19 protein-coding genes and 1 tRNA gene are annotated in these 20,567 nt (G+C 70.6%); 11 read left to right on the plus strand and 9 right to left on the minus strand.

Features of this window, described 5'->3' with window-relative positions; genetic code table 11:
• Window positions 1–11: 11 nt before the first annotated feature.
• The 3 genes from ACTWQI_RS20995 to ACTWQI_RS21005 form a co-directional block, all read right to left on the minus strand.
• Window positions 12–794: a nucleotidyltransferase family protein gene (locus ACTWQI_RS20995; RefSeq protein WP_443272607.1), complete on the minus strand. Its 783-nt coding sequence runs from the start codon at window positions 792–794 to the stop codon at window positions 12–14.
• 39 nt (window positions 795–833) lie between these two features.
• Window positions 834–1,250 carry a hypothetical protein gene (locus ACTWQI_RS21000; protein WP_443272609.1) on the minus strand — a complete coding sequence of 139 codons (417 nt, stop codon included), beginning with the start codon at window positions 1,248–1,250 and terminating at the stop codon, window positions 834–836.
• Window positions 1,251–1,460: 210 nt separating this feature from the next.
• Window positions 1,461–2,597, minus strand: a complete 1,137-nt coding sequence (locus ACTWQI_RS21005) for an ABC transporter ATP-binding protein (RefSeq protein ID WP_443272611.1) — start codon at window positions 2,595–2,597, stop codon at window positions 1,461–1,463.
• Window positions 2,598–2,797: 200 nt separating this feature from the next.
• Here ACTWQI_RS21005 and ACTWQI_RS21010 point away from each other — a divergent pair.
• Window positions 2,798–2,873: transfer RNA gene (locus ACTWQI_RS21010), tRNA-Thr, on the plus strand.
• A 146-nt stretch (window positions 2,874–3,019) separates the two neighbouring features.
• Here ACTWQI_RS21010 and ACTWQI_RS21015 read toward each other — a convergent pair.
• Both ACTWQI_RS21015 and ACTWQI_RS21020 read right to left on the minus strand, forming a co-directional pair.
• Window positions 3,020–3,679, minus strand: a complete 660-nt coding sequence (locus tag ACTWQI_RS21015; protein WP_443272759.1) for a chitinase — start codon at window positions 3,677–3,679, stop codon at window positions 3,020–3,022.
• 161 nt (window positions 3,680–3,840) lie between these two features.
• A complete protein-coding gene (locus ACTWQI_RS21020; protein WP_443272613.1) occupies window positions 3,841–4,260 on the minus strand; it encodes a DoxX family protein in 420 nt (139 codons plus the stop codon).
• 207 nt (window positions 4,261–4,467) lie between these two features.
• On the opposite strand from ACTWQI_RS21020, the gene ACTWQI_RS21025 reads away from it, so the two are divergent.
• From ACTWQI_RS21025 to ACTWQI_RS21045, 5 genes are all read left to right on the plus strand, one after another.
• Window positions 4,468–4,920 (plus strand): ArsI/CadI family heavy metal resistance metalloenzyme, encoded by a 453-nt coding sequence (locus tag ACTWQI_RS21025; protein ID WP_443272615.1) that lies wholly within the window; start codon window positions 4,468–4,470, stop codon window positions 4,918–4,920.
• 84 nt (window positions 4,921–5,004) lie between these two features.
• Window positions 5,005–5,550 carry a DinB family protein gene (locus tag ACTWQI_RS21030; protein ID WP_443272617.1) on the plus strand — a complete coding sequence of 182 codons (546 nt, stop codon included), beginning with the start codon at window positions 5,005–5,007 and terminating at the stop codon, window positions 5,548–5,550.
• A gap of 215 nt (window positions 5,551–5,765) precedes the next feature.
• Window positions 5,766–6,647, plus strand: coding sequence for a hypothetical protein (locus ACTWQI_RS21035; protein WP_443272619.1), 882 nt, complete (start codon window positions 5,766–5,768; stop codon window positions 6,645–6,647).
• Window positions 6,648–7,030: 383 nt separating this feature from the next.
• On the plus strand, window positions 7,031–8,554 hold the full coding sequence (locus ACTWQI_RS21040) for a S8 family serine peptidase (protein WP_443272620.1): 1,524 nt from the start codon (window positions 7,031–7,033) through the stop codon (window positions 8,552–8,554).
• 153 nt (window positions 8,555–8,707) lie between these two features.
• A complete protein-coding gene (locus ACTWQI_RS21045; protein WP_443272762.1) occupies window positions 8,708–9,430 on the plus strand; it encodes a pentapeptide repeat-containing protein in 723 nt (240 codons plus the stop codon).
• A 144-nt stretch (window positions 9,431–9,574) separates the two neighbouring features.
• Here the strand turns inward: ACTWQI_RS21045 and ACTWQI_RS21050 are convergent, their stop codons facing one another.
• Complete coding sequence (locus tag ACTWQI_RS21050; protein ID WP_443272622.1) at window positions 9,575–11,131, minus strand: M4 family metallopeptidase; 1,557 nt, start codon at window positions 11,129–11,131, stop codon at window positions 9,575–9,577.
• 574 nt (window positions 11,132–11,705) lie between these two features.
• On the opposite strand from ACTWQI_RS21050, the gene ACTWQI_RS21055 reads away from it, so the two are divergent.
• From ACTWQI_RS21055 to ACTWQI_RS21070, 4 genes are all read left to right on the plus strand, one after another.
• Window positions 11,706–12,638 carry an ROK family protein gene (locus ACTWQI_RS21055; protein WP_443272624.1) on the plus strand — a complete coding sequence of 311 codons (933 nt, stop codon included), beginning with the start codon at window positions 11,706–11,708 and terminating at the stop codon, window positions 12,636–12,638.
• Window positions 12,638–13,792 (plus strand): N-acetylglucosamine-6-phosphate deacetylase, encoded by a 1,155-nt coding sequence (gene nagA, locus ACTWQI_RS21060; protein WP_443272626.1) that lies wholly within the window; start codon window positions 12,638–12,640, stop codon window positions 13,790–13,792. Before ACTWQI_RS21055 ends, nagA begins: the two co-directional genes overlap by 1 nt.
• A 192-nt stretch (window positions 13,793–13,984) precedes the next feature.
• Window positions 13,985–14,941: a 1-phosphofructokinase family hexose kinase gene (locus ACTWQI_RS21065; protein ID WP_443272627.1), complete on the plus strand. Its 957-nt coding sequence runs from the start codon at window positions 13,985–13,987 to the stop codon at window positions 14,939–14,941.
• A gap of 122 nt (window positions 14,942–15,063) precedes the next feature.
• Window positions 15,064–15,966 (plus strand): class II fructose-bisphosphate aldolase, encoded by a 903-nt coding sequence (locus ACTWQI_RS21070; RefSeq protein ID WP_443272629.1) that lies wholly within the window; start codon window positions 15,064–15,066, stop codon window positions 15,964–15,966.
• Here ACTWQI_RS21070 and ACTWQI_RS21075 read toward each other — a convergent pair.
• Complete coding sequence (locus ACTWQI_RS21075) at window positions 15,963–16,913, minus strand: carbohydrate-binding protein (RefSeq protein WP_443272631.1); 951 nt, start codon at window positions 16,911–16,913, stop codon at window positions 15,963–15,965. The two genes, ACTWQI_RS21070 and ACTWQI_RS21075, sit on opposite strands and share 4 nt — an antisense overlap.
• A 593-nt stretch (window positions 16,914–17,506) precedes the next feature.
• Entirely contained in the window at window positions 17,507–19,213 is a 1,707-nt protein-coding gene (gene cdgB / locus ACTWQI_RS21080; RefSeq protein WP_443272632.1) for a diguanylate cyclase CdgB, read from the minus strand.
• A gap of 368 nt (window positions 19,214–19,581) precedes the next feature.
• Between cdgB and ACTWQI_RS21085 the strand changes: the two genes are divergently transcribed.
• Window positions 19,582–20,082 (plus strand): flavin reductase family protein, encoded by a 501-nt coding sequence (locus tag ACTWQI_RS21085; protein WP_443272634.1) that lies wholly within the window; start codon window positions 19,582–19,584, stop codon window positions 20,080–20,082.
• 15 nt (window positions 20,083–20,097) lie between these two features.
• Here ACTWQI_RS21085 and arfB read toward each other — a convergent pair whose 3' ends face one another.
• Window positions 20,098–20,556, minus strand: a complete 459-nt coding sequence (gene arfB / locus ACTWQI_RS21090) for an alternative ribosome rescue aminoacyl-tRNA hydrolase ArfB (RefSeq protein ID WP_443272635.1) — start codon at window positions 20,554–20,556, stop codon at window positions 20,098–20,100.
• Between the last annotated feature and the right edge of the window lie 11 nt (window positions 20,557–20,567).

Consider the following 20,567-nt stretch of genomic DNA (forward strand, 5'->3'; position numbering starts at 1 on the left):
TGTGCGGCGGTTCAGTGCGGTTGGGTGGCGGCCAGTTCCCTGGCCGCTTCGGAGAGATCCTTCGCCGTGTCGATGGCGCGCCAGTACGCCCCGTGGGGGAGTGGGAAGCCCGCGAGGCGACGCTCGCGGGCGAGGCGGGGGAAGGTCGTGCGCTCGTGGTCGCCCCGGCTCGGGAGAAGATCCGTGAAGGCCGCCGAGAAGACGTAGACGCCCGCATTGATGAGGTACGGGGAGGGCGGGGCCTCGATGAAGTCGAGGACATGACCGAACTCGTCGGTCTCCACAGCGCCCCAGGGGATACGCGGCCGGGCCAGCGCCAACGTGGCCACCGCGTCCCGCTCGTGGTGGAAGTCGGCCATCTCGCGCAGCGAGAAGCGGGTCCAGATGTCGCCGTTCGCGGCATACCAGGGGCGATCGGGATGGGGAAGGGAGGCGGCGGCGTACTTGAGGCCGCCGCCGCGGCCCAGCGGCTCCTTCTCGACCACGGTGGTGACCCGTAGCGGAAGGCGGTCCGCGGAGGCCGTCAGCCAGTCCTGGAGGACCTCGGCGAGGTGCCCGCAGGAGATGACGGCGTCCGTGACGCCTTCGGAGGCCAGCCAGGCGAGTTGATGGCCGATGATCGGGGTCCCCGTGCCGGGAATCTCGACCATCGGCTTGGGCCGGTCGTCGGTGTACGGCCGCAGCCGTGATCCGTGGCCACCGGCCAGGATCACGGCTTGTGTGGGGGGTACTGGGTGGATCTCGTGCCGGCTCGCCTCGGGCTCCGGGTGCGCGCCCGCCTGGTCACCTGTCATGGAGCGCACGATACGGGGCGCGCCTGCCCGGACGGGCGATCAGCGGGCTTCCTGAGCGACACCGAGGGCGAAGGAGGTGTCGCATACGGGGCGGGAGAAGCGCTGGGCACGGGAGGCGCCGTACTTGGCGACCGCCGCGCGGCCCAGTGACCGGGCGATCGAGGCGCATTGGCCGGCCAGCGAGGGGCGGCGGTTGGTCGCCTCCTGGAGGTGGGTGAGCGCGACGCCCGGGTCCTTTTCCTGGAGCTCGGCGAGCAGCCGCTCCCGTAGGAGCTCGTGCGGGGCCCGGGTGCTGGCACGTGTGGAGGTCTGCTCCACGGAGGCGGTGAGCACCTGGGTGTCGGCGTCCGACGAGGCCCATGGGACGCGGGCGACGGCGAGCGTCCCGGAGAGCACCAGGACGACGGGGAGTACGAGAGCGAGTGTTCTGCCGATGCGGCGGGCTGCGTGATTCACGCCGCGATCGTAGCGAGCGGTAGTGATTTGGCGACATTTAGTCACCCTGTCGAGCGACGGATTGCCGAGCCGATCCGTTCAGCAGGTTGACGTACGGGATCGAAACGTCGGGAGTGCGGTGAGATGCCCGACCGCCCGGCTACTGCGGCCACGAGAGCGGCGCCGTGCGCCGACGGGGCGTACGGCACCGCTCTCGCGCGAGGGCCGGGGTCAGTCGCTGAGCCGCTCGCCGGTGGAGGTCGAGAAGACGTGGGTTTCGCCCGGGCGCGGCACGACGTGGAGTTCGGAGCCCTTCTCCGGGACCTGACGGCCGTTGACGCGGACGACGAGGTCCTTGCGGTCGCCGCCGACCTCCGCGGTGCCGTAGACGTAGCCGTCGGCGCCGAGCTCCTCCACCACGTTGACGGTGACGGCCAGACCGGCCGGGGCGTCGTCGGACTCCTTGGCGAGGGTCTTGGCCGCGCTGCCGTTCTGCTCGACCACGTCGAAGTGCTCGGGGCGGACGCCGACGGTGACCGTACGGTCGCCCCTGTCGGCGGCGGCGGTCAGGGCCTCGCGCGAGACGGGGACGACACTGTTGCCGAACTTCACACCGCCGTCGGTGATCGGCACCTCGACGAGGTTCATGGCCGGGGAGCCGATGAAGCCCGCGACGAAGAGGTTGGCCGGGCGGTCGTACATGCTGCGCGGCGAGTCGACCTGCTGGAGGATGCCGTCCTTGAGGACCGCGACGCGGTCGCCCATGGTCATGGCCTCGACCTGGTCGTGGGTGACGTACACGGTGGTGATGCCGAGGCGGCGCTGGAGGCTGGCGATCTGCGTGCGGGTCTGGACGCGGAGCTTGGCGTCGAGGTTCGACAGCGGCTCGTCCATAAGGAACACCTGCGGCTCCCGGACGATCGCCCGGCCCATGGCGACGCGCTGGCGCTGGCCGCCGGAGAGCGCCTTCGGCTTCCGGCCGAGGTACTCGGTGAGGTCGAGGATCTTCGCCGCGTCCTCGACCTTCTGCCGGATCTCGGCCTTCGGCACCCCGGCGATCTTGAGCGCGAAGCCCATGTTGTCGGCGACGGACATGTGCGGGTAGAGCGCGTAGTTCTGGAACACCATGGCGATGTCCCGGTCCTTCGGCGGCAGGTGGGTGACATCGCGGTCACCGATGCGGATCGAGCCGTCGTTGACGTCCTCCAGGCCCGCGAGCATTCGCAGAGAGGTGGACTTGCCGCAGCCGGAGGGGCCGACGAGAACGAGGAATTCGCCGTCCTCGATCTGGATGTCGAGCTTGTCGACGGCGGGCTTGTCGGAACCCGGGTAGGTCCGGGTCGCCTGGTCGTACGTGACCGTAGCCATGATGTTGTCTCCTTCACCGGCAGGAACGTGCCGGACGATCCGAGTAAAGGTGTAGTCCACCCGAAGGTGGATCGCCGGTGACGCTACCTGGGGTATCCGCGGTTTGTCAGCAGTGGACGGCCGCGGATTTCTCTGTGCCCGGGCCGGAGCGGCCTGTGTAGAGTGGACCGGTCCCCACGCGCGCGTGCCGCGCGGGCGGCGCCGACTTAGCTCAGTTGGTAGAGCACCGCTCTTGTAAAGCGAAGGTCGTCGGTTCGAGTCCGACAGTCGGCTCCAGCCGAAACCGCAGGTTCACCCGAGGTGCCTGCGGTTTCTTTGTGGCCGGCGGCTGTCGTGAGAGACGGCGGAGGCCCTCCCGTCGTCGTACGGAAGGGCCTCCGGCGCTGTGCGGCTCCCCGCCCGCTGCGTGGGCGCTGCGTCGGCTAGCAGCTCAGGTTGTCGCCCGGGGTGGTGCCGAGGATCTCGACGAACTTCTTGTAGTTGTCGACCCGGCTCTGGACCTGTGCGGGGTTCTTGCCGTCGCACTCCAGGCTGCCGTTGATGCTGCGGATCGTCTCGCCGAAGCCGCGCTTGTTGGCCATGGCGTCGTGCGGGGTCATCGTGCCCGGGCCGGTCGCGGTCATCCAGTACCAGATACCGGTCTTCATGGCCACGGCGGGATCCTTCTCCACCTGCCACGGGTCGTTGAGCAGATCGATGCCCAGCGCCTCACCCGCTGCCTTGTAGTTGAAGTTCCAGCTCAGCTGGATCGGGCCGCGGCCGTAGTACGCAGCCTGGCCGGCGGGGCAGCCGTACGGCTGGTTGGCGTCGCAGTAGTGCGGGTAGTTGGCCTCGTTCTGCTCCTTGACGTGGACCAGACCGCCGGTCTCATGGCTGACGTTGGCGAGGAAGGCGGCCGCCTCCTGCTTCTTGACGGTCTCGTCACCGGTGTTCGCAAAGGCGGGGTACGCGCTCAGCGCGTCGGTCAGGCCCTTGTACGTGTAGAAGGGGTTCCGGTTCGGGAACATCTGGTCGAACTGGGCCTCGCTCACCACGAATTCTCCCGCGTCCTCGGAAGCGGAGGCCATGGGCATGACAATCACAGCTGTGCAAGCAGCGGTGGCGGCGGCCAGGAGGGTCAGGATCTTTCGCTTCTTCGACACCGTGAATGCTCCTTCGCCCGGGTGAGGTCGGGCTGTGGGGGGTGGAGCACCCCACGGTGCTTGGTCTAAACCAGGCCCGTCAAGGTTTAGACCAATTATTTTCAGTCAATGTCGAAGAGCGGGCAGGTGAGGGTCAGGCCGAGGTCGTCACCGGCGTACGAGAAGAAGGCGAGCAGCATCAGGGACGCTCCGCACAGAGCGAGATCCTTCAGGAATTGCGTCATCTCGGCCTGCTTTGACTGGGCGTCGGTCTCTTTCCAGAAGGCGTGCATGAGCGCCGCGGTCGAGAGCAGGAAGGCGGCCAGGAGCAGTGAACCCAGGTCTGCCCAGATGCCCAGCAGGACGCTCAGCGCGCTGGCGATGAGCAGGACGCCCGAGCCGAGGGTTGCAGGCAACGGGGCCGGGAGGCCCCTGGAGGCGGCGTAGCCGGCCATTGCCGTGCGGTTGACCAGATGGTTGGCGCCCGAGGTCAGGAAAAGGGCCCCGAAGAGGATGCGGCCGATCAGCACCAGGATGTCCACGACGGCCTCCACGTAGGGAGCTGGCTTGACGTGTGGCTGCTTGCAACAGCGGCTGGATCTTCCCTTCTCACGGTACTCCCGGGCCGCATCTGTCACAGCGGACGCAGAGAGCGCGATAATTAGATGGATGTCTATATTGACATTCGCTGAATCAGAGGTGCAGACTCTGAAGAGAGGCATAGATACACGTCGAATCAAGGAGTCGTCATGTCGTCGTCCCGAGTCCAGCTAGCCCTGCGCGTCGCCGATCTCGAAGGCTCGGTCGCCTTCTACTCCAAGCTCTTCGGCAACGGGCCCGCCAAGCGGCGCGACGGCTACGCCAACTTCGCGCTCACCGAGCCCGCGCTGAAGCTCATCCTGATCGAGGGGGAGCCGGGCGAGGACACCCGGCTGGACCACCTCGGCGTCGAGGTGGCCACCGCCGACGAGGTCGCCGCGGCCGGCGTCCGCCTCAAGGATGCGGGCCTCGCCACCTTCGAGGAGAACGACACCTCCTGCTGTTACGCACTGCAGGACAAGGTCTGGGTGCACGGTCCGGGACGGGAGCCCTGGGAGGTCTACGTGGTCAAGGCCGACGCCGACACCCTCGCCAAGACCACGAGCTCCGGCAGCCCGGCTGAGGGAACTCCCTGCTGTGCCGGCACCGGCTGCGGCTGCTGACGGGCGCTGGCGGCGGCGTGACGCACCGCCCGCCGCGGTGACGGCGGGCCGTAGGTTGTCAGTGCTCCCTGGCACGCTCTCACCATGAGCAAAGTTCCCGAGGAGAACTACGCGCAGACCTGGCCCGCCGACACGCGGGCCGCGCTGCCCCTGGTGGGCGACGAGCGGGAGATTCTGACCGCTTTCCTGGACTGGCATCGCACGACATTCGAGCTCAAGTGCTCCGGGGTCCCCCTGGAGCGGCTTTCCGAGAAGGGCATCCCGCCCTCCGGGCTGAGTCTGCACGGCCTCGTGCGCCATCTCGCCGGGGTGGAACGATGGTGGTTCCGGCACCAGTTCGCCGGTGAAGACGTGTCGCCCTTGTACTACTCGGACGACGACCCGAACCAGGACTTCGACGCGCTGGACGGCGATGTCGGGGAAGCCTTCGCCGTCTGGCGGGCGGAGTGCGAGCGGGCCCGTGAGATCGCCGCCGCCGCCGTGTCTCTGGATGAGACCGGTGTACAGGAGCGGAGCGGTCAGCCGATTTCGCTGCGCCGCATCCTGGTGCACATGATCGCCGAGTACGCCCGGCACAACGGCCACGCCGATTTGCTCCGCGAACGGATCGATGGCGCCACGGGTCACTAGCGCCGCCGGCCTTGCCCCGGGTGCGCGCCACCTCACCTGCACTCCCCCAGCTGCCGCTGGGAGGTTACCCCCAGTGACCCATACGGGATGTTTTTCATGCGCATCTATCTCGAATGGCACGATTTATGCACTAATGCTTAGGTGCATCGTGGGGCGGGACGGTCTGAGATCCCGCCCTTTCGGTTTGTTCAGGTGAGGCTCAAGGAGGAGTTCCCATGACACAGGTGCTCAGTGAAGCTGCTGTTCAGCCGCAGATGCGACTGCAGCAGCCCCAGCAGGAGCAGCTGTACGGCCAGCAGATCTTCCCGGGCGCGGGCTACGGGCAGCAGCCGCAGATTTTCGGTGGCCAGTTCCAGCAACAGCCGCAGGTGCCTGGCGGTCAGTTCCAGCCGCAGTACCAGGTGCCCCAGTACCAGCAGTACGGACAGCAGATGTTCCCGACGGGCCAGCTGCAGGGGCAGCAAGGGCAGCAGATCCAGCAGCTGCCGCAGATCGTCACGGAGCTGGCCATGCGGTGTGCGGCGTCGACGCTCGCGGCGGTCGTGGAGCAGCTGCGGATCAATCCGCAGGCGGTGATGGGGATTCAGACGCAGGGCCAGATCCCGTCGCAGGCGTGGGGCAACCTGCTGGTCGAGTGCGCGCGGCGGGTCGCTCCCGAGCTGCATGCCGTTCTCTCCGCGGTCCAGCAGGGCCAGACCCAGCCGCAGAACATCTACGGGTCGCAGCAGTACGGCCAGCAGCAGCCGCAGTTCGGTCAGCAGTCCCCGTTCGGGCAGCAGCAGCCGCAGTACGGCCAGCAGTCGCCGTTCGGGCAGCAGCAGCCGCAGTACGGCCAGCAGTCACTGTTCGGTCAGCAGTCCCCGTTCGGGCAGCAGCAGCCGCAGTACGGCCAGCAGCAGCCGCAGTTCGGTCAGCAGTCCCCGTTCGGGCAGCAGCAGCCGCAGTACGGCCAGCAGTCGCCGTTCGGGCAGCAGTCGCCGTTCGGGCAGCAGTCCCCGTTCGGGCAGCAGCCGCAGTACGGCCAGCAGTCGCCGTTCGGGCAGCAGCCCGGGATCACCCAGCAGCGTCCGGCGGCCGCCCCCCTCTCCTTCTACTGACCCGATCGGCGTAATCGGCGTCACGGGAATCGCACGGATTCCCTGGTGCCTGTGGGCCGTGTCGGCTTCGAGCCGGCCGGCCCACCGGCGCGCACAGGACGGGCACAGGCGGCGGGGGGCTGTGAGGCACGACGTAATGATCTCCACGAAGCTTGAAGGCTGGTACAGCGATGAGTGACAACGGTGGCAAGACCCCGAAGACCAAACAGAACGGTCAAGGCAGAGCAGCCCGGAGCGGGAATCCCGAGGGCTCGCAGCCCGCAGAGCCGTCGGCGACTGAGCGGCTGGTAGGGGCGGGGTGGGGCCGATACCTTGTGGCCCCCCGTCCGGGGCCGCTGCCGGGCGGAGCTCCGCCCGTCGACGCTGCGGGGCTGTTCACTCTGATGGACGAGGACCCCGAGGTGGAGGTGCTCACGCACGTACGGCCCTCCCGCGGCCGCCGGGGGCTGGGCGCGATCGCCGAGCCGAGCCCCGCCTTCCCGCCGGTGGCCGTCGTGCGGATGTCGGACGAGCGGGCTCGTGAGCTGCTGAACAACCCTCAGGTCATCGTCGAGCCCGACCAGCCTCTGATGTACAGCGCGGCCAGTCCGATCGTGCCCGCGATGCCCATGGTGGACCCCGCCCTCGCCGTGGCCTTCGACGAACCCCAGCGCATCACCGTCCGGGTGAAGGGCAGTGACGGTGCCGCCGTACCGGCAGCCCACGTATGGGCCATCGGCGCGGCCGCTCCTGCGCACGCCATCACCGACGCCGACGGCCGCGCGGTCCTCACGCTGTCGTCCGACACCACTGCCACCATCCGTGCGCTCAACGTCCGTCCCATGGCCGGGTACTGGCCGGTCCGGATCGACCACCCGCGTCTGGAAGGCGCCGCCGAGTCGGTGGTGGAGCTGCGGCCGCTGGCCGATGTCTTCGAAGGGTTCCCCGAGCGACCGATGATCGCCTGGGGCCAGCAGACCATGCGGTTGAACCAGATCCCGCCGACCTATCGCGGCCATGGCATCAGGATCGCCATCCTCGACTCCGGCGTCACCTCCGCGCACCGCGATCTCAAGGATGCGGTACGCGGCGGCTTCGACTTCACCACGGGATCCGATCGCACCTGGAACAGCGACGCCACCGGGCATGGGACCTGGTGCGCAGGGGTGATCGCGGCCGCGGACAACCGGACCGGCGTGGTCGGGATCGCCGCCGACACCGAGCTGTACGCGTGCAAGCTCCTTCCGGGCGGCCGGGTCAGCGATCTGCTGCTCGCACTGGACCACTGCCTCACCCAGGACATCGACATCGCCCAGCTCAATCTCGCCTGCGAGCAACCCTCGGATCTGCTGGCCCTGAAGGTGCTCGACCTCCGCGCCGCCGGGGTGGCCTGCATCGCCCCCGCCGGAGACAGCGGCGCGGCCGTGGCCTTCCCCGCCTCTCTCCCCACCGTGCTGGCCGTCGGGGCGCTCGGCCACACCGGGACCTACCCCCCGGAGAGCCCGCACGCCGCCTATGCCGGAAGGCAGCCGGCCTGGCCCGGTCCGTACGCCCCGCACTTCACGCCGGTCGGTCCCGGCGTCGACCTCGTCGGGCCCGGGGTGGCCGTGGTCACCACCGCACCGGGCGGCGACTACACCCCCGTTGACGGCACCGCTCTGGCGGCCGCCCACATCACCGGACTCGCCGCCCTGGTCCTGGCCCACCATGACCATCTGCGCACGCAGCAGCAGCTCCGTACGGCCGCTCGGGTGGATCACCTCTTCGGGCTGCTCCGTGCCTCCTGCCGGCAGTTGCCCTCCGCTGACCGGATTCGCACGGGCGCGGGACTCCCTGACGCCCCGACCGCGCTCGGTCTGCAGCCGGCCGTCCCCGACCCCCAGGCCCTGCGTGCCGAGATGCAACGGGCAGGCCTGCTCCCCAGCTGACCGGGGGTCCACGCACCTGCGCGGCCGGGCGGTGTGCCACCCGGCCGCGCAGTCTTCTGTGACCACCAGCCGACCTCGAGCCTGCTTGAGGTCAAGTTCCCATGCCCGCACGGCGGGCGGTGGCCGGACGGGTTGTCGGTGGCGTGGTCCACGATGGACCGGTGGGGGGCGACAGGCAGTGAGGTGGTGGTGAGCGTGGCACGTGACGGAAAGGCGGTGGGGGCGGTCCGGCGCGCCGAGGTGCGGCTGCCGCCGCTGCGTCCCTTCGAGGGGGACGGGCTGGAGCCGGAGGGGGACTACGACGGGCTGGAGTTCGCGGACCTGGAGTTCACCGGGCATAACGGCCCCAACATCCGCTTCCTGGAGTGCGCGCTGCGGCGCTGCGGATTCGACGACGCGCGCCTGCGCGGAGCGCGGTTCATCGACTGCGTGCTGGCGGAGGTCCGCGGTGTCGGTACGGATCTGGTGGGGGCGTCGCTGCGCGATGTGGAGCTGGTCGACGCCCGGCTGGGCGGGATCCAGCTGCACGGGTCCGCTCTGGAGCGGGTGGTGGTGCGCGGGGGGAAGATCGACTACCTGAACCTTCGGCAGTCACGGCTCCGGGATGTGGCTTTCGAAGGGTGCGTGCTGCTCGAGCCCGACTTCGGCGGAGCCCAGCTGGAGCGCGTGACCTTCCAGGACTGCACGCTGCGGAGGGTGGACTTCACTGGTGCGCGGCTGGCCGATGTGGACCTGCGCACCGCAATGGAGCTGGAGATCGCGCGGGGCCTGGACCGGCTGGCGGGAGCCGTGATCAGCCCGTCGCAACTGCTGGCGCTGGCCCCGGCGTTCGCGGCCCAGGTAGGCGTACGCGTGGAGGCACCGCCGGAGGGCTGACCGGATCGCAGCACGCTCCCGCCGGACGCCGGACGCCGGACGCCGGACGCCGGACGCCGGACGCCGGACGCCGGACGCCGGAGGACAGGACGGGCCGCACCGTGGGGAGACGGTGCGGCCCGTGCCCTTGGCCCCGCTACGTCGTCACTTCACGTTGACCGCGGTCCACGCGGCCCCGACCGCCTTGTACTCGGCGCTGGTCGTCCCGTACAGGTCACCCGCCGCCTTCAGCGTGGCGGTGCGTGCGTTCTTGTACTGGGTCGTGGAGGTCATGTACGTGGTGAGCGCCTTGTACCAGATCTTCTCGGCCTTGGCGCGACCGATGCCCGTCACCTTCGAGCCGTCGGCCGTCGGGCTGTCGTACTTCACGCCGTTGATGGTCTTCGGGCCGCTGCCCTCCGAGAGAAGGTAGAAGAAGTGGTTCGCCGGGCCGGAGGAAAGGTGGACGTCGATGGCGCCGATCCCCACGTACCAGTAGTCCTTGGAACGGCCGTCCTTGCTGGGCTTGTCCATGTAGCGCAGCGGCTTGCCGTTGCCGAAGATGTCGATCTTCTCGCCGATGAGGTAGTCGCCGGGGTCGGCGGAGTTCTTCGCGTAGAACTCCGTGGAGGCGGCGAAGATGTCGGAGGTGGCCTCGTTCAGGCCGCCCGACTCGCCGGCGTAGATCAGCTTGGCGGTGACGGAGGTGACGCCGTGGGTCATCTCGTGTGCCGCGACGTCCAGCGAGGTGAGGGGCTTCTTGTTGCCGTCGCCGTCGCCGTACGTCATGCAGAAGCAGTCGTCGGACCAGAAGGCGTTGACGTAGTTGTTGCCGTAGTGCACGCGGGAGTACGCGCCGACGCCGTCGTTCTTGATGCCGTTGCGACCGAACACCTTCTTGTAGAAGTCCCAGGTGGTGGCGGCGCCGTAGTGGGCGTCTACACCGGCGTTCTGCCGTCCGCCGCCCCAGACGTCGTCCGCGTCCTTGAAGATCGTGCCGGTGCCGGAGGTGCCCTGGTTCAAGTCGTTGGTGCGGTGGTTGCCGCGGCCACCGTCCTTGAGCTCGTACATGCTGCCATTCTTGGTGGTGCCCAGCGTGACCTTGCCGTTGTAGTCACCGGTGCCCGTTCCGGTGTGGACGCCCTCGCCGGCGAAGAGCCGCTTGCCGGTGGCGGCGTCGGTGACGACGCGCAGCTCGCTCGGCGTGCCGTCGTGCTGGACTCCGGTCACCACGGTCTCCCAGGCGAGTACGGGCTTGCCGCTCGCCGCCCAGATCACCTTGCGTGGTGCCTTCTCCGTCGCGGCCTTCTCGGTTTCCTCCGAGGCGGCGGCCTTCAGCGCGGACTTCTTCGCGGCGGAGGCGGGAAGTTCGGCGGTGGTGTCGGCCACGGATATCCGGGCCTGGGTCGCCTTGGTGACGCTGCGCGCGCCGCTCTTCTCGTGCACGACGAGGTCGCCGCCGAGGACCGGCAGACCTGCGTAGGTGCGTTCGTAGCGGGTGTGGACCGTGCCGTTCGCGTCCTTGATGACATCGCGGACGAGCAGCTTCTCCTTGCCGCCGAGACCGAGCGCGTCGGCTTCTGCCGTGGCTTCGGACTGTGCGGCCTTGATCGCGGAGATGCGCTGGGCGGCGGACAGCGTGACCGCTGTGGCCCCGGCCTCACGTTCGGCGCGGTCGGCCTGGGCGCTCGCCGAGCCGGTCTGGACGCCGACGACCACCATGGCCGCCGAGGCTACGAGTGCCGCGGCACGAGCGGCACGAGTGCGGTGTATCCGGGGAGAGTTGAACCTGCTTGTCACTCGGTCTCCTTGGTGCGGGACCGCGGGGTCGCGGCCCATGCCGTGGGGGGTGGGGCGGCCTTGGGTGGGCCGCCCGCCTGTACAGGAGGGTGCGGGTGTGGTGCTGGGCGTGCGTCTCCGGCATACGCGGGGCACACGCGGACACGACCCTTCACGCCGATACGGCCCATCACGCGGAAAGCGGACGAGCCGTGCGCAGCCTGCCATTGGACGAATCTTTTTGACAGGTCAGCAACAAAGATTTGACCTGACGTTGTCCGATGGACGACTGGTTGTGTTCGCTATTTGACTGAGTGGTGAAGAAGCGGCGATGCCTACGCTGTCCGGACCGGGGTTGATGACGGATTGTCGGCGCTTTCGCCGACGGCGGGGGCGCGGCGAGACGTCCGTCCGCCGAGGCCCTCCCGGCCTGATCGGTCGGTCAGGACCGAGGCGTGCGTGTGACGCGCGGTGAGTGGACTAGACCTCTTGGGGTACTCCGCGCGAGACTGTATTCGTGAGAAACGTCATCGCCCTCGACGTAGGGGGCACCGGGATGAAGGCTGCCCTCGTGGCGGCGGACGGCGCGCTGCTGTACGAGGCGCGGCGGCCGACCCAGCGGAAGCGCGGAGCCGAGGCCGTCGTCGCGTCGATACTCGACTTCGCCGCCGAACTGCGGCAGCTCAGCGACGAACGGTTCGGCGAGCCCGCGGCCGCAGCCGGCGTCGCGGTCCCCGGCATCGTCGACGAGCAGCAGGGCATCGCCGTCTACGCCGCCAACCTCGGCTGGCGGGACGTCCCCCTCCGCGCCCACCTCGCCGAGCGGCTCGGCGGCATGCCCGTCGCACTGGGCCACGACGTTCGCGCCGGAGGCCTCGCGGAGGGCCGGCTCGGGGCGGGCCGCGGCGCGGACCGCTTTCTCTTCCTGTCACTCGGTACCGGCATCGCCGGGGCCATCGGCATCGACGGCCGGATCGAGGCCGGCGCCCACGGATGCGCGGGGGAGATCGGCCACATCGTCGTACGCCCCCGCGGTGCCGTCTGCGGCTGTGGTGCGACGGGTTGCCTGGAGACCGTGGCCTCCGCCTCCGCCGTCTCCCGTGCCTGGGCCGCCGCCGGCGACGACCCGGAGGCCGACGCCGCCCACTGTGCGAAGGCCGTCGCCTCCGGCGACCCCCGCGCTCTGGCCGTGTGGCAGGAGGCGGTCGATGCCCTCGCCGACGGCCTCGTCACCGGCCTCACACTCCTCGACCCGCGCACACTGATCATCGGCGGCGGTCTCGCCGAGGCCGGGGAAACGTTGTTCGCGCCGCTCCGCGAGGCGGTCGAGGAACGGATCACGTTCCAGCAAGCCCCCCACATCGTTCCGGCGGCCCTCGGGGACACCGCCGGCTGCCTGGGCGCAGGTCTGCTCGCCTGGGATCTTCTCTCCGCGGAGGTAACCGCCTGATGGTGGCAATCAAGGTTCTCACCGGCGCCCGCGTAGTGCTGCCGACCGGTGTCGTCGAAGGCGGCCGCGTCACTGTCGACGGCCGTACGATCACCCGGCACGCCGAGGGCGACGCGGCGGCCACCACTCTCGCGCTGCCGAGCGATCACTGGATCGTCCCCGGCTTCGTGGACATCCATGTGCACGGCGGCGGCGGGGCGTCCTTCTCCGCCGGTACGGTCGAGGAGGCCCTCGAGGCGATCGCGACCCATCGCGGCCACGGCACCACCACGATGGTCGCCTCCACCGTCACCGGCGACCTCGATGATCTGGCGAAGCAGGCCTCCGCGCTGTCCGAGCTGGTCGAGCAGGGCGACCTGGCGGGACTCCACTTCGAGGGTCCGTTCATCGCGCGCAGCCGCTGCGGTGCCCACGAGCCGTCGCTGCTCCGCGACCCCGCCCCCGCGGACGTACGGAAGCTGGTCGACGCCGCGCGCGGCACGGCCCGGATGATGACGCTCGCCCCCGAACTGCCCGGCGGCCTGGACTCCGTACGGCTGCTCGCCGACCACGGCGTCATCGCGGCCGTCGGACACACCGACGGCTCGTACGACGTCACGATCGGCGCGATCGAGGCGGGCGCGACCGTGGCCACGCACCTCTTCAACGCCATGCCGGGCCTCGCCCACCGCGCCCCCGGCCCGGTCGCCGCCCTACTGGAGGACGAGCGGATCACCGTCGAACTGATCAACGACGGGGTGCACCTCCACCCGGCCATCCTGGAACTCGCCTTCCACCGCGCGGGGGCGCACCGCGTCGCCTTCATCACGGACGCGATGGGCGCGGCCGGCAAGGGTGACGGGCGCTATCCGCTCGGCGGGATGGAGGTCGAGGTCAAGGACGGGGTCGCCCGTCTGGTCGCGGGCGGCTCGATCGCCGGATCGACGCTCACCCTCGACCAGGCGTTCCGGCGTGCAGTGCTGGTGGACCGGCTGCCGGTCGAGCAGGTCGTCGAGGCGATCTCGGCGAATCCGGCGCGGCTGCTGGGCATGTACGACCGGATCGGTTCGCTGGAGCCGGGCAAGGACGCGGACCTGGTGGTGCTGGACGGTGACTTCGGGTTGGTGGGCGTCATGCGCAAGGGAGATTGGCTGGTTCCCCCCGAACTCGGCTGAGTCCTACGGGCGTTGGCGCGGGCCCGCCGACCCGCAGGTCCCGGCCGACCGCCCTTTTGGGCGCACGAGGGGTCGCCCCCGGGAGCCGGCGGTGGCATGATCGTTCGCGCACGTGTCCGTATGACTACGCGCTCCCCCTGGGCCTGACGGTCCGGGTGGCACCCCCACGCTGCGGGAAGGAGAGGGGGACTGGTGATCCTCACGGTCACGCTCAACGCCGCGCTCGACATCACCTACCACGTGCCGCGGCTGCGTCCCCTTGCCACGCACCGCGTCTCGGAGGTGTCGGAGCGGCCGGGCGGCAAGGGGCTGAACGTGGCCCGTGTGCTGGCCGGACTCGGACACCGCGCCGTGGTCACCGGCTTCGCGGGCGGTCCGACCGGCGAGCGGCTACGGACCCTGCTCGCGGCGCAGCCAGGCCCGTCGGCCGGCGAGGCCCTGGTCGACGCGCTCACTCCCGTCGACGGGGCGAGCCGACGGACCGTCGGAGTCGTGGACGCGGCGTCCGGTGACACGACGCAGTTCAACGAGCCCGGGCCGACCATCGCGCGGCACGAGTGGGAGGCCTTCCTCACCGGCTACCTCACCCTCCTCGGCGAGGCCGATGCCGTCGCGCTGTGCGGCAGCCTGCCGCCGGGCCTGCCGGTCGGCACGTACGCGCAGCTGATACGCGAGGCGCAGGCGGCTCGCGTTCCCGTCCTGCTGGACACTGGCGGCGAGCCGCTGCGCCGCGGTATCGCCGCACGCCCCGACGTCGTCAAACCGAACGCCGACGAGCTGGCCGGGCTCACCGGCTCCACCGAACCCGTGCGCGCCGCGCAGGACGCCCGCCGTCGCGGCGCCCGCGCCGTCGCGGCCTCGCTCGGGGCGGACGGCATGGTCGCGGTGACGGCTGGCGGCAGCTGGCACGCCCGCCCGCCGCGCCGCCTCGCGGGCAACCCGACGGGTGCGGGCGACGCGGCCGTGGCCGGACTGCTGTCGGGTCTGGTGGAGAGCCTGTCGTGGCCGGACCGGCTGGCGCGGGCGGTGGCCCTGTCGGCGGCGGCCGTACGGATGCCGGTGGCGGGCGAGTTCGACCGCGCGACGTACGAGGAGCTGCTCCCGCGGATCGAGGTCTGCGACCGGTCGGACCGCGCGGTCCGCGCATGAGCCGGGCGGGTCCTTCCTGTGGCGGGAGGGCGCGCGCGTCACTCGGTGGCGCAGGACGGCGCTGAGCGTTGGGGCGTCAGGCGGCCGAGGTGGCCTCGGCCCGGATGTGGGAAAGGGCGCGTATGCCACTCGTCGGTACTGGGGATCTCATCGCGCAGGCACGGAGCGCGGGTCACGCCGTCGCCGCGTTCAACGTCATCACCCTGGAGCACGCCGAGGCGATCGCCGCGGGTGCGGAGGCCGCGGGCAGACCGGCGGTACTCCAGATCTCCCAGAACGCTGTGAAGTTCCACGGCGGACGACTCGCTCCGATCGCCGCCGCCGCCCGCGCCGTGGCCCGGGCCTCAACGGCGTCCCTCTCCCTCCACCTCGACCATGTCGAGTCGGTGGACCTGCTGCACAGCGCGCACGCCGAGGGCTTCAGCTCGGTGATGTTCGACGCCTCCGGGCTCGGCTATGGCGACAACGTCAAGGCCACGGCGGAAGCGGTGGGTTGGGGCCATGCGCGGGGCATCTGGGTGGAGGCGGAGCTGGGCAGGGTGGGCGGCAAGAGCGGCGATCCGCCTTCGGCCACCGGCACGGGGGACCGCCCCCTGGACGCGCACGCCCCGGGGGTACGGACCGACCCGGCTGAGGCGGCCGCGTACGTCGCCGACACCGGCGTGGACGCGCTCGCCGTCGCGGTCGGCAGCTCGCACGCGATGACCGAGCGCACGGCGGCGCTGGACCACGAGCTGATCGCCCGGTTGCGGGACGCCGTGCCGGTGCCGTTGGTGCTGCACGGCTCGTCGGGCGTCCCGGACGAGGAGCTCCGGCGGGCCGTCGCCTCAGGCATGGTGAAGATCAACATCGGGACGGCCCTCAACACGGCCTTCACCGGGGCCGTGCGGACGTATCTGGATTCGCATCCGCGGGTGGTCGACCCTCGCCGGTACGTGGCGCCGGCCCGGGACGCGATGGCCGAGACCGTGGCGGCCTTTCTGGCCCTGCTCGCGCCGTCCCGATCGTGCGGAGAGGTCCGCTAGTCCTTGACGTGACCCGCCTTCAGCTGCACATAGTCCAGGTTGAACGCGCACTGATTGCCGTCGTTGCAGGACAGCACGAGGGTGTTCGTGCCCTTATTGAGTTGGAGCCAGTCGTACCTGTCCGTCCAGCCCCGGTCCCACTGGCCGTCCTCCGCCTTGGCGTAGTTGGCCAGTTTGAGGGGCTCAGCGCGAGGGGTGCCGTTCACGGTCAGCGTCGCGTTGGCATCCTCGCCCCCGACTCCATAGGCGGTGAAGAGCGTGTACTCACCGTCCTTGGGCACGTTCACGGACCAGGTGACCGTCGCGCCCACGGCGTTCATGGTGACGTACCGCCCGGTCCTGGAGCGGGCGTTCGGGACGTCGTTCGCGATGGCGGCCGGGCCTCCCAGGCGGAGGGAGGCCGCGTCCACCTTCTTCGGGGTGAACTGCTGGTCGTCGTTCCCGCCGGGGTCGTCGCCCGGCTGGTCCTGGCCTTTGTCGGTGGGCGACGGGTTCTGGGCTTCGGACCCCTTGTCCTCGCCGCCGGTGAGCAGCGCCACACCTATGCCCATCAGCACGGTGACGACGACCGCGATGGCGGCGATGAGCAGGGCCCGGCTGTTGGGGCCGCGCCCGCCGCCGTGCCCGGCGCCGCCGTGGGAGGGGGCGGGCTGGCGCGGGGCGCCCCCGGGGAGGGTCTCGGGGGCGGCGTAGTGCGGGTTCGCCGGCTGGGCGCCGTACGGCGACTGCGGGGCCTGCTGGCCGCCGCCGTAGCGGCGCTCGCCGACCCGGGAGACCTGGTTGTACGAGGTGCGGGGGACGCCGGGCTGCGGGGCGGTATGGGGGTAGCCGTAGCCGCCGGTACGGGGAGCGGCGTCCGCGTCCGCGTCGCCGCCCTCCGACCGGTACAGGTACGCGAAGGGATCGTCGTTCTCAGGCGTGCCCGCCCCGGTGTTCCCGGCCGTCATCCCCTGTCACTCCCCAACTGGTTTTCGTGCCACTGGTACCCATGATCGAGGTACTGGACAGGTCCTTATCAGGGCCGGGGCGGCCTCGATAGGGGATGTGCTGTCCGGATGGCGAATATTCATGGTCGATTCACTCGGCGTTCCTGCCTGGCACGGCTCCGTGACCCTGCCGCGCGATGGCACCACCGACCGACCGAGCCTACCCGCTCGCCGCGGCGGCCGTTCCCCGCTTGCACCCGTACGCCCCCTCGCGGGGGGCTGGCCTCCGCGCGGCGTCTCGGTCGGCGTCCGCGCTCGTTGCGGTGGTCGTTCCTGGCTTGCGCCCATGCGTCCTCGCCGAGGGGAGGTGCTGGCTTCCGACCGCCGGAGGCGGAGGCTGGCCTCCGGCCGACGGGGGCAGGTGCTGACTCCCGGCCGCTGACGGCGAGGCGGTCTGGGCTGGTGTCCGTGCACGTTGTGGTGGTCGCTTGGTGGCTTGCAGCCGTGCGTCTCCTCGCCGAGGCGGGGGGGGGCTGGCCTCCGGCAGTCGGGGGCGGGGCTGTGTCGGCCGGTGGCCGGCCCATGCGGCGGGCGGCCCATGGGGTGCTGGGGGGTCAGCCCGCGCGGCGGTTGGTTTTGGCGCGGGAGCGCTTCTCGACGTACATGCGCTGGTCCGCCGACTGGAGGACCTCCTCCGCCGACATGCCGCAGCTCGCCCAGCTGATGCCGAAGCTTGCGCCCACCCGCACCGCCCGCCCGTCGACGCGGATCGGCGGAATGATCGCGTTGCGCAGGCGGACCGCCAGGTCCTGGGCGTCCGCACGGCCGAGGCCGTCCGCCAGGACGACGAATTCGTCGCCGCCGAGGCGGGCGACCGTATCGCCGTCCCGGACTCCGCTCGTCAGCCGCCGCGCCACCGCGATCAGGACGGCGTCACCCGTGTGGTGCCCGAAGCGGTCGTTGATCGACTTGAAGCCGTCGAGGTCGCAGAAGAGGACGGCGAGCCCCTTCGTACCGTCGTCTGCCTCGCCCTCGGGCGGAGCGACCGTGTGCACATGGTGGTCGTACGGCACCATCGACTGCGGTGGGCCGCCGAAGGGGGCGTCGAAGCCGTCGGAGCGGAAGCCGTTCTCGTCCGTCTCGACGTCGGTGGGGCCGTATGCCGCGCCCCCGTACCGCGACAAGGCGCTCTCGTACGGCTCGCCCGCCACGTCCAGCGTGGCGCTGCTCGCCCCCAGCGCCGGCGGCCGGTTGCACAGCCGTGCGCCCAGCCGGGCTCGCAGCTCGGCGTTGTTGGGCAGCCCGGTGAGGGAGTCGTGGCTGGCGCGGTGCGCCAGCTGCAGCTCGTGGCGTTTGCGGTCCTCGATGTCCTCGACGTGGGTGAGCAGGAAGCGCGGCCCGTCGGCGGCGTCGGCGACCACCGAGTTGCGCAGCGACACCCAGACGTATGTGCCGTCGCGGCGGGCGAGCCGCAGCTCGGCGCGGCCGCCCTCGGCGGACGTCCGCAGCAGGGTGCCGATGTCCTCGGGGTGCACCAGGTCCGAGAAGGAGTAGCGGCGCATCGCGGAGGCGGGCCGGCCGAGCAGCCGGCACAGGGCGTCGTTGGTGCGCAGGAGACGTCCGTGCTGGTCGCCCCCCATCTCGGCGATGGCCATCCCGCTGGGTGCGTACTCGAACGCCTGGCGGAAGGATTCCTCGCTGGCGCGCAGGGCCTGCTGTTCGCGCTCCAGCCGGACGAGAGCGCGCTGCATGTTGGCCCGAAGACGGGCGTTGCTGATCGCGATGGCCGCCTGGAAGGCGTACATCTGCAGGGCCTCACGTCCCCACGGGCCGGGCCTGCGCCCGTTGCCGGGACGGTCGACGGCGATGACGCCAAGCAGCTCCTCGCTGGCGGAGTACATGGGCGCGAGCAGCCGGTCCATCGGGTGCCACTCGTCCGCGAACCGGGGCTCGGGGCCGTCGCAGTGGAACTGCGGGATGTCGTCGTCGGCCAGCGCCCAGCCTTCGGTGTGCGGGATGAACCGCAGCTCGCCCCAGCGTTCGCCGATGGTGAGCCAGCGCTCCCAGGCGGCACGGGAGCCGATCCGCCCGGCCATGAGGGCTTCCGCTCCGGCGCTGCCGGCGACGGCGGCGACGACGAGATCGCCGTCGGGCCGTACGAGGTTCACGGCGGAGAGTTCGTAGCCGAGGCCGCCGACGACGCCGTCGGCGACGGTCTGCAGGGTGTCCGCGAGGCTGCGGGCGGTGTTGAGGTCCGCCACCACGTGGTGGAGCTGGCGCAGGGTGGCGAGGCGGACGTACGGCTCCGACTCCGTCTCCATCGCTCGCACCCCCCGAGACCTCGACAGCAACTCCAGGGTCCTCGTCCTGTTTCCCGCCACTGAATCACAGCGAGCTGCTCACCCGGTACACAGGGTCAACAATTCGTGCCTGCTGTGACTCAAGTCACAGTCAGTGGTGAAGAGTTGAACAGGGGGTGATCGAATTCCCGTTACGTTACTGAACGCAAATTCCAGGTGGCGCGTGATGACAACGTTGGCAGGAATGCGCCGGAAGCCTCCGCCGCGGGTCCTAGGACCCGGCTGGGACCGGGGTCCGATGCGCGTGCCGTGGCGGGCCGGATAGCGTTCCTCGCGTGTTGCAGAAGAGCCCTGCCCCGTGTGCCGAGATCATCCCCCATGCTGATGGGGTGAGCGACGACGAATTCCGCGCCACCCTGTCCCGGCTGGCGGGGGGTGTGGTGCTGGTGACCGCGTTCGATCCGGAGGACGGGCCGAGTGGCGAGGACGTCGGCATGACGGCCACCGCGTTCATGTCGGTGTCACTTGACCCACCGCTGGTGATGGTGAGCGTTCGCAACGAGTCCCGGATGGACGAGCTGCTCGAGCGCCAGCCGCTGTGGGCGGTGTCCGTGCTCTCCGAGAGCCAGCGTCACATCGCCGGGCGGTTCGCGATGAAGGGGCGGATCAGCGATCGGCTCCTCTTCGAGGACATCGTCCACGAGCGGGGGAAGGCGGCGGGGGCGCTGCTCGTGGGGGGCGCGCTCGCGGTGCTGGAGTGCCGTACCGAGCAGCGGGTGCGGGCGGGGGACCACACGCTGGTGATCGGGCGGGTGCTGACGGCCAGTACGCCGAGCGCGGAGGGCGGCCCGCTGCTGTATTTCCGCAGCCGCTATCGGCGGCTGGGGTAGCTGAGCGGACGTCGGCTACCAATCGCGGGCGCTGCGGCCGCGCTTGGTCTCGCTGCGCTTCTTCTTCTCGCGCAGCCGGTGCTCGTTGACGCCCCTGGGGATCCGCGTCGGGCGGCGCGGCCTCGGCGGCGGGGCCGTCGCCTCGGCGAGCAGCGCGGCCAGCCGTACGGCCGCGGCTTCGCGGTTGCGCCACTGCGAGCGGTGCTCCGACGCCCGTACGGCCACCACACCGTCGACGAGGCGGTCCGCGAGCCGCTCCAGCGCGCGCTTCTTCCACACCGGCGGCAGTGCTTCCGTCGCCGCGAGGTCGAAGCGGAGCTCGACCTGGCTGTCGCTGGTATTGACGTGCTGGCCGCCGGGGCCGGACGAACGGGAGAAACGCCACCTGAGCTCGGCCTCCGGAAGGGAGACCGAGCCGCGGATGCGGTGCTTGCCCGGGGGACGGCCCCCGGACTCCCGATGAGGCCCGGACATACGTCCATGAT

The sequence above is a fragment of the Streptomyces sp. KR80 genome (assembly GCF_052245555.1).
Lineage (GTDB): Bacteria > Actinomycetota > Actinomycetes > Streptomycetales > Streptomycetaceae > Streptomyces.

Bases quoted from the DNA above. Each gene is read 5' to 3' on its own strand.
- ACTWQI_RS21045 (WP_443272762.1), top strand. From the start codon at position 8,708: ATGGACCGGTGGGGGGCGACAGGCAGTGAGGTGGTGGTGAGCGTGGCA.
- arfB (WP_443272635.1), bottom strand. From the start codon at position 20,556: ATGTCCGGGCCTCATCGGGAGTCCGGGGGCCGTCCCCCGGGCAAGCAC.
- ACTWQI_RS21070 (WP_443272629.1), top strand. From the start codon at position 15,064: ATGCCACTCGTCGGTACTGGGGATCTCATCGCGCAGGCACGGAGCGCG.
- ACTWQI_RS21050 (WP_443272622.1), bottom strand. From the start codon at position 11,131: ATGGTGGTCGTCGGCGTCCAGACCGGCTCGGCGAGCGCCCAGGCCGAC.
- nagA (WP_443272626.1), top strand. From the start codon at position 12,638: ATGGTGGCAATCAAGGTTCTCACCGGCGCCCGCGTAGTGCTGCCGACC.
- ACTWQI_RS21025 (WP_443272615.1), top strand. From the start codon at position 4,468: ATGTCGTCGTCCCGAGTCCAGCTAGCCCTGCGCGTCGCCGATCTCGAA.
- cdgB (WP_443272632.1), bottom strand. From the start codon at position 19,213: ATGGAGACGGAGTCGGAGCCGTACGTCCGCCTCGCCACCCTGCGCCAG.
- ACTWQI_RS20995 (WP_443272607.1), bottom strand. From the start codon at position 794: ATGACAGGTGACCAGGCGGGCGCGCACCCGGAGCCCGAGGCGAGCCGG.
- ACTWQI_RS21075 (WP_443272631.1), bottom strand. From the start codon at position 16,913: ATGACGGCCGGGAACACCGGGGCGGGCACGCCTGAGAACGACGATCCC.
- ACTWQI_RS21035 (WP_443272619.1), top strand. From the start codon at position 5,766: ATGACACAGGTGCTCAGTGAAGCTGCTGTTCAGCCGCAGATGCGACTG.
- ACTWQI_RS21040 (WP_443272620.1), top strand. From the start codon at position 7,031: ATGGACGAGGACCCCGAGGTGGAGGTGCTCACGCACGTACGGCCCTCC.
- ACTWQI_RS21030 (WP_443272617.1), top strand. From the start codon at position 5,005: ATGAGCAAAGTTCCCGAGGAGAACTACGCGCAGACCTGGCCCGCCGAC.
- ACTWQI_RS21005 (WP_443272611.1), bottom strand. From the start codon at position 2,597: ATGGCTACGGTCACGTACGACCAGGCGACCCGGACCTACCCGGGTTCC.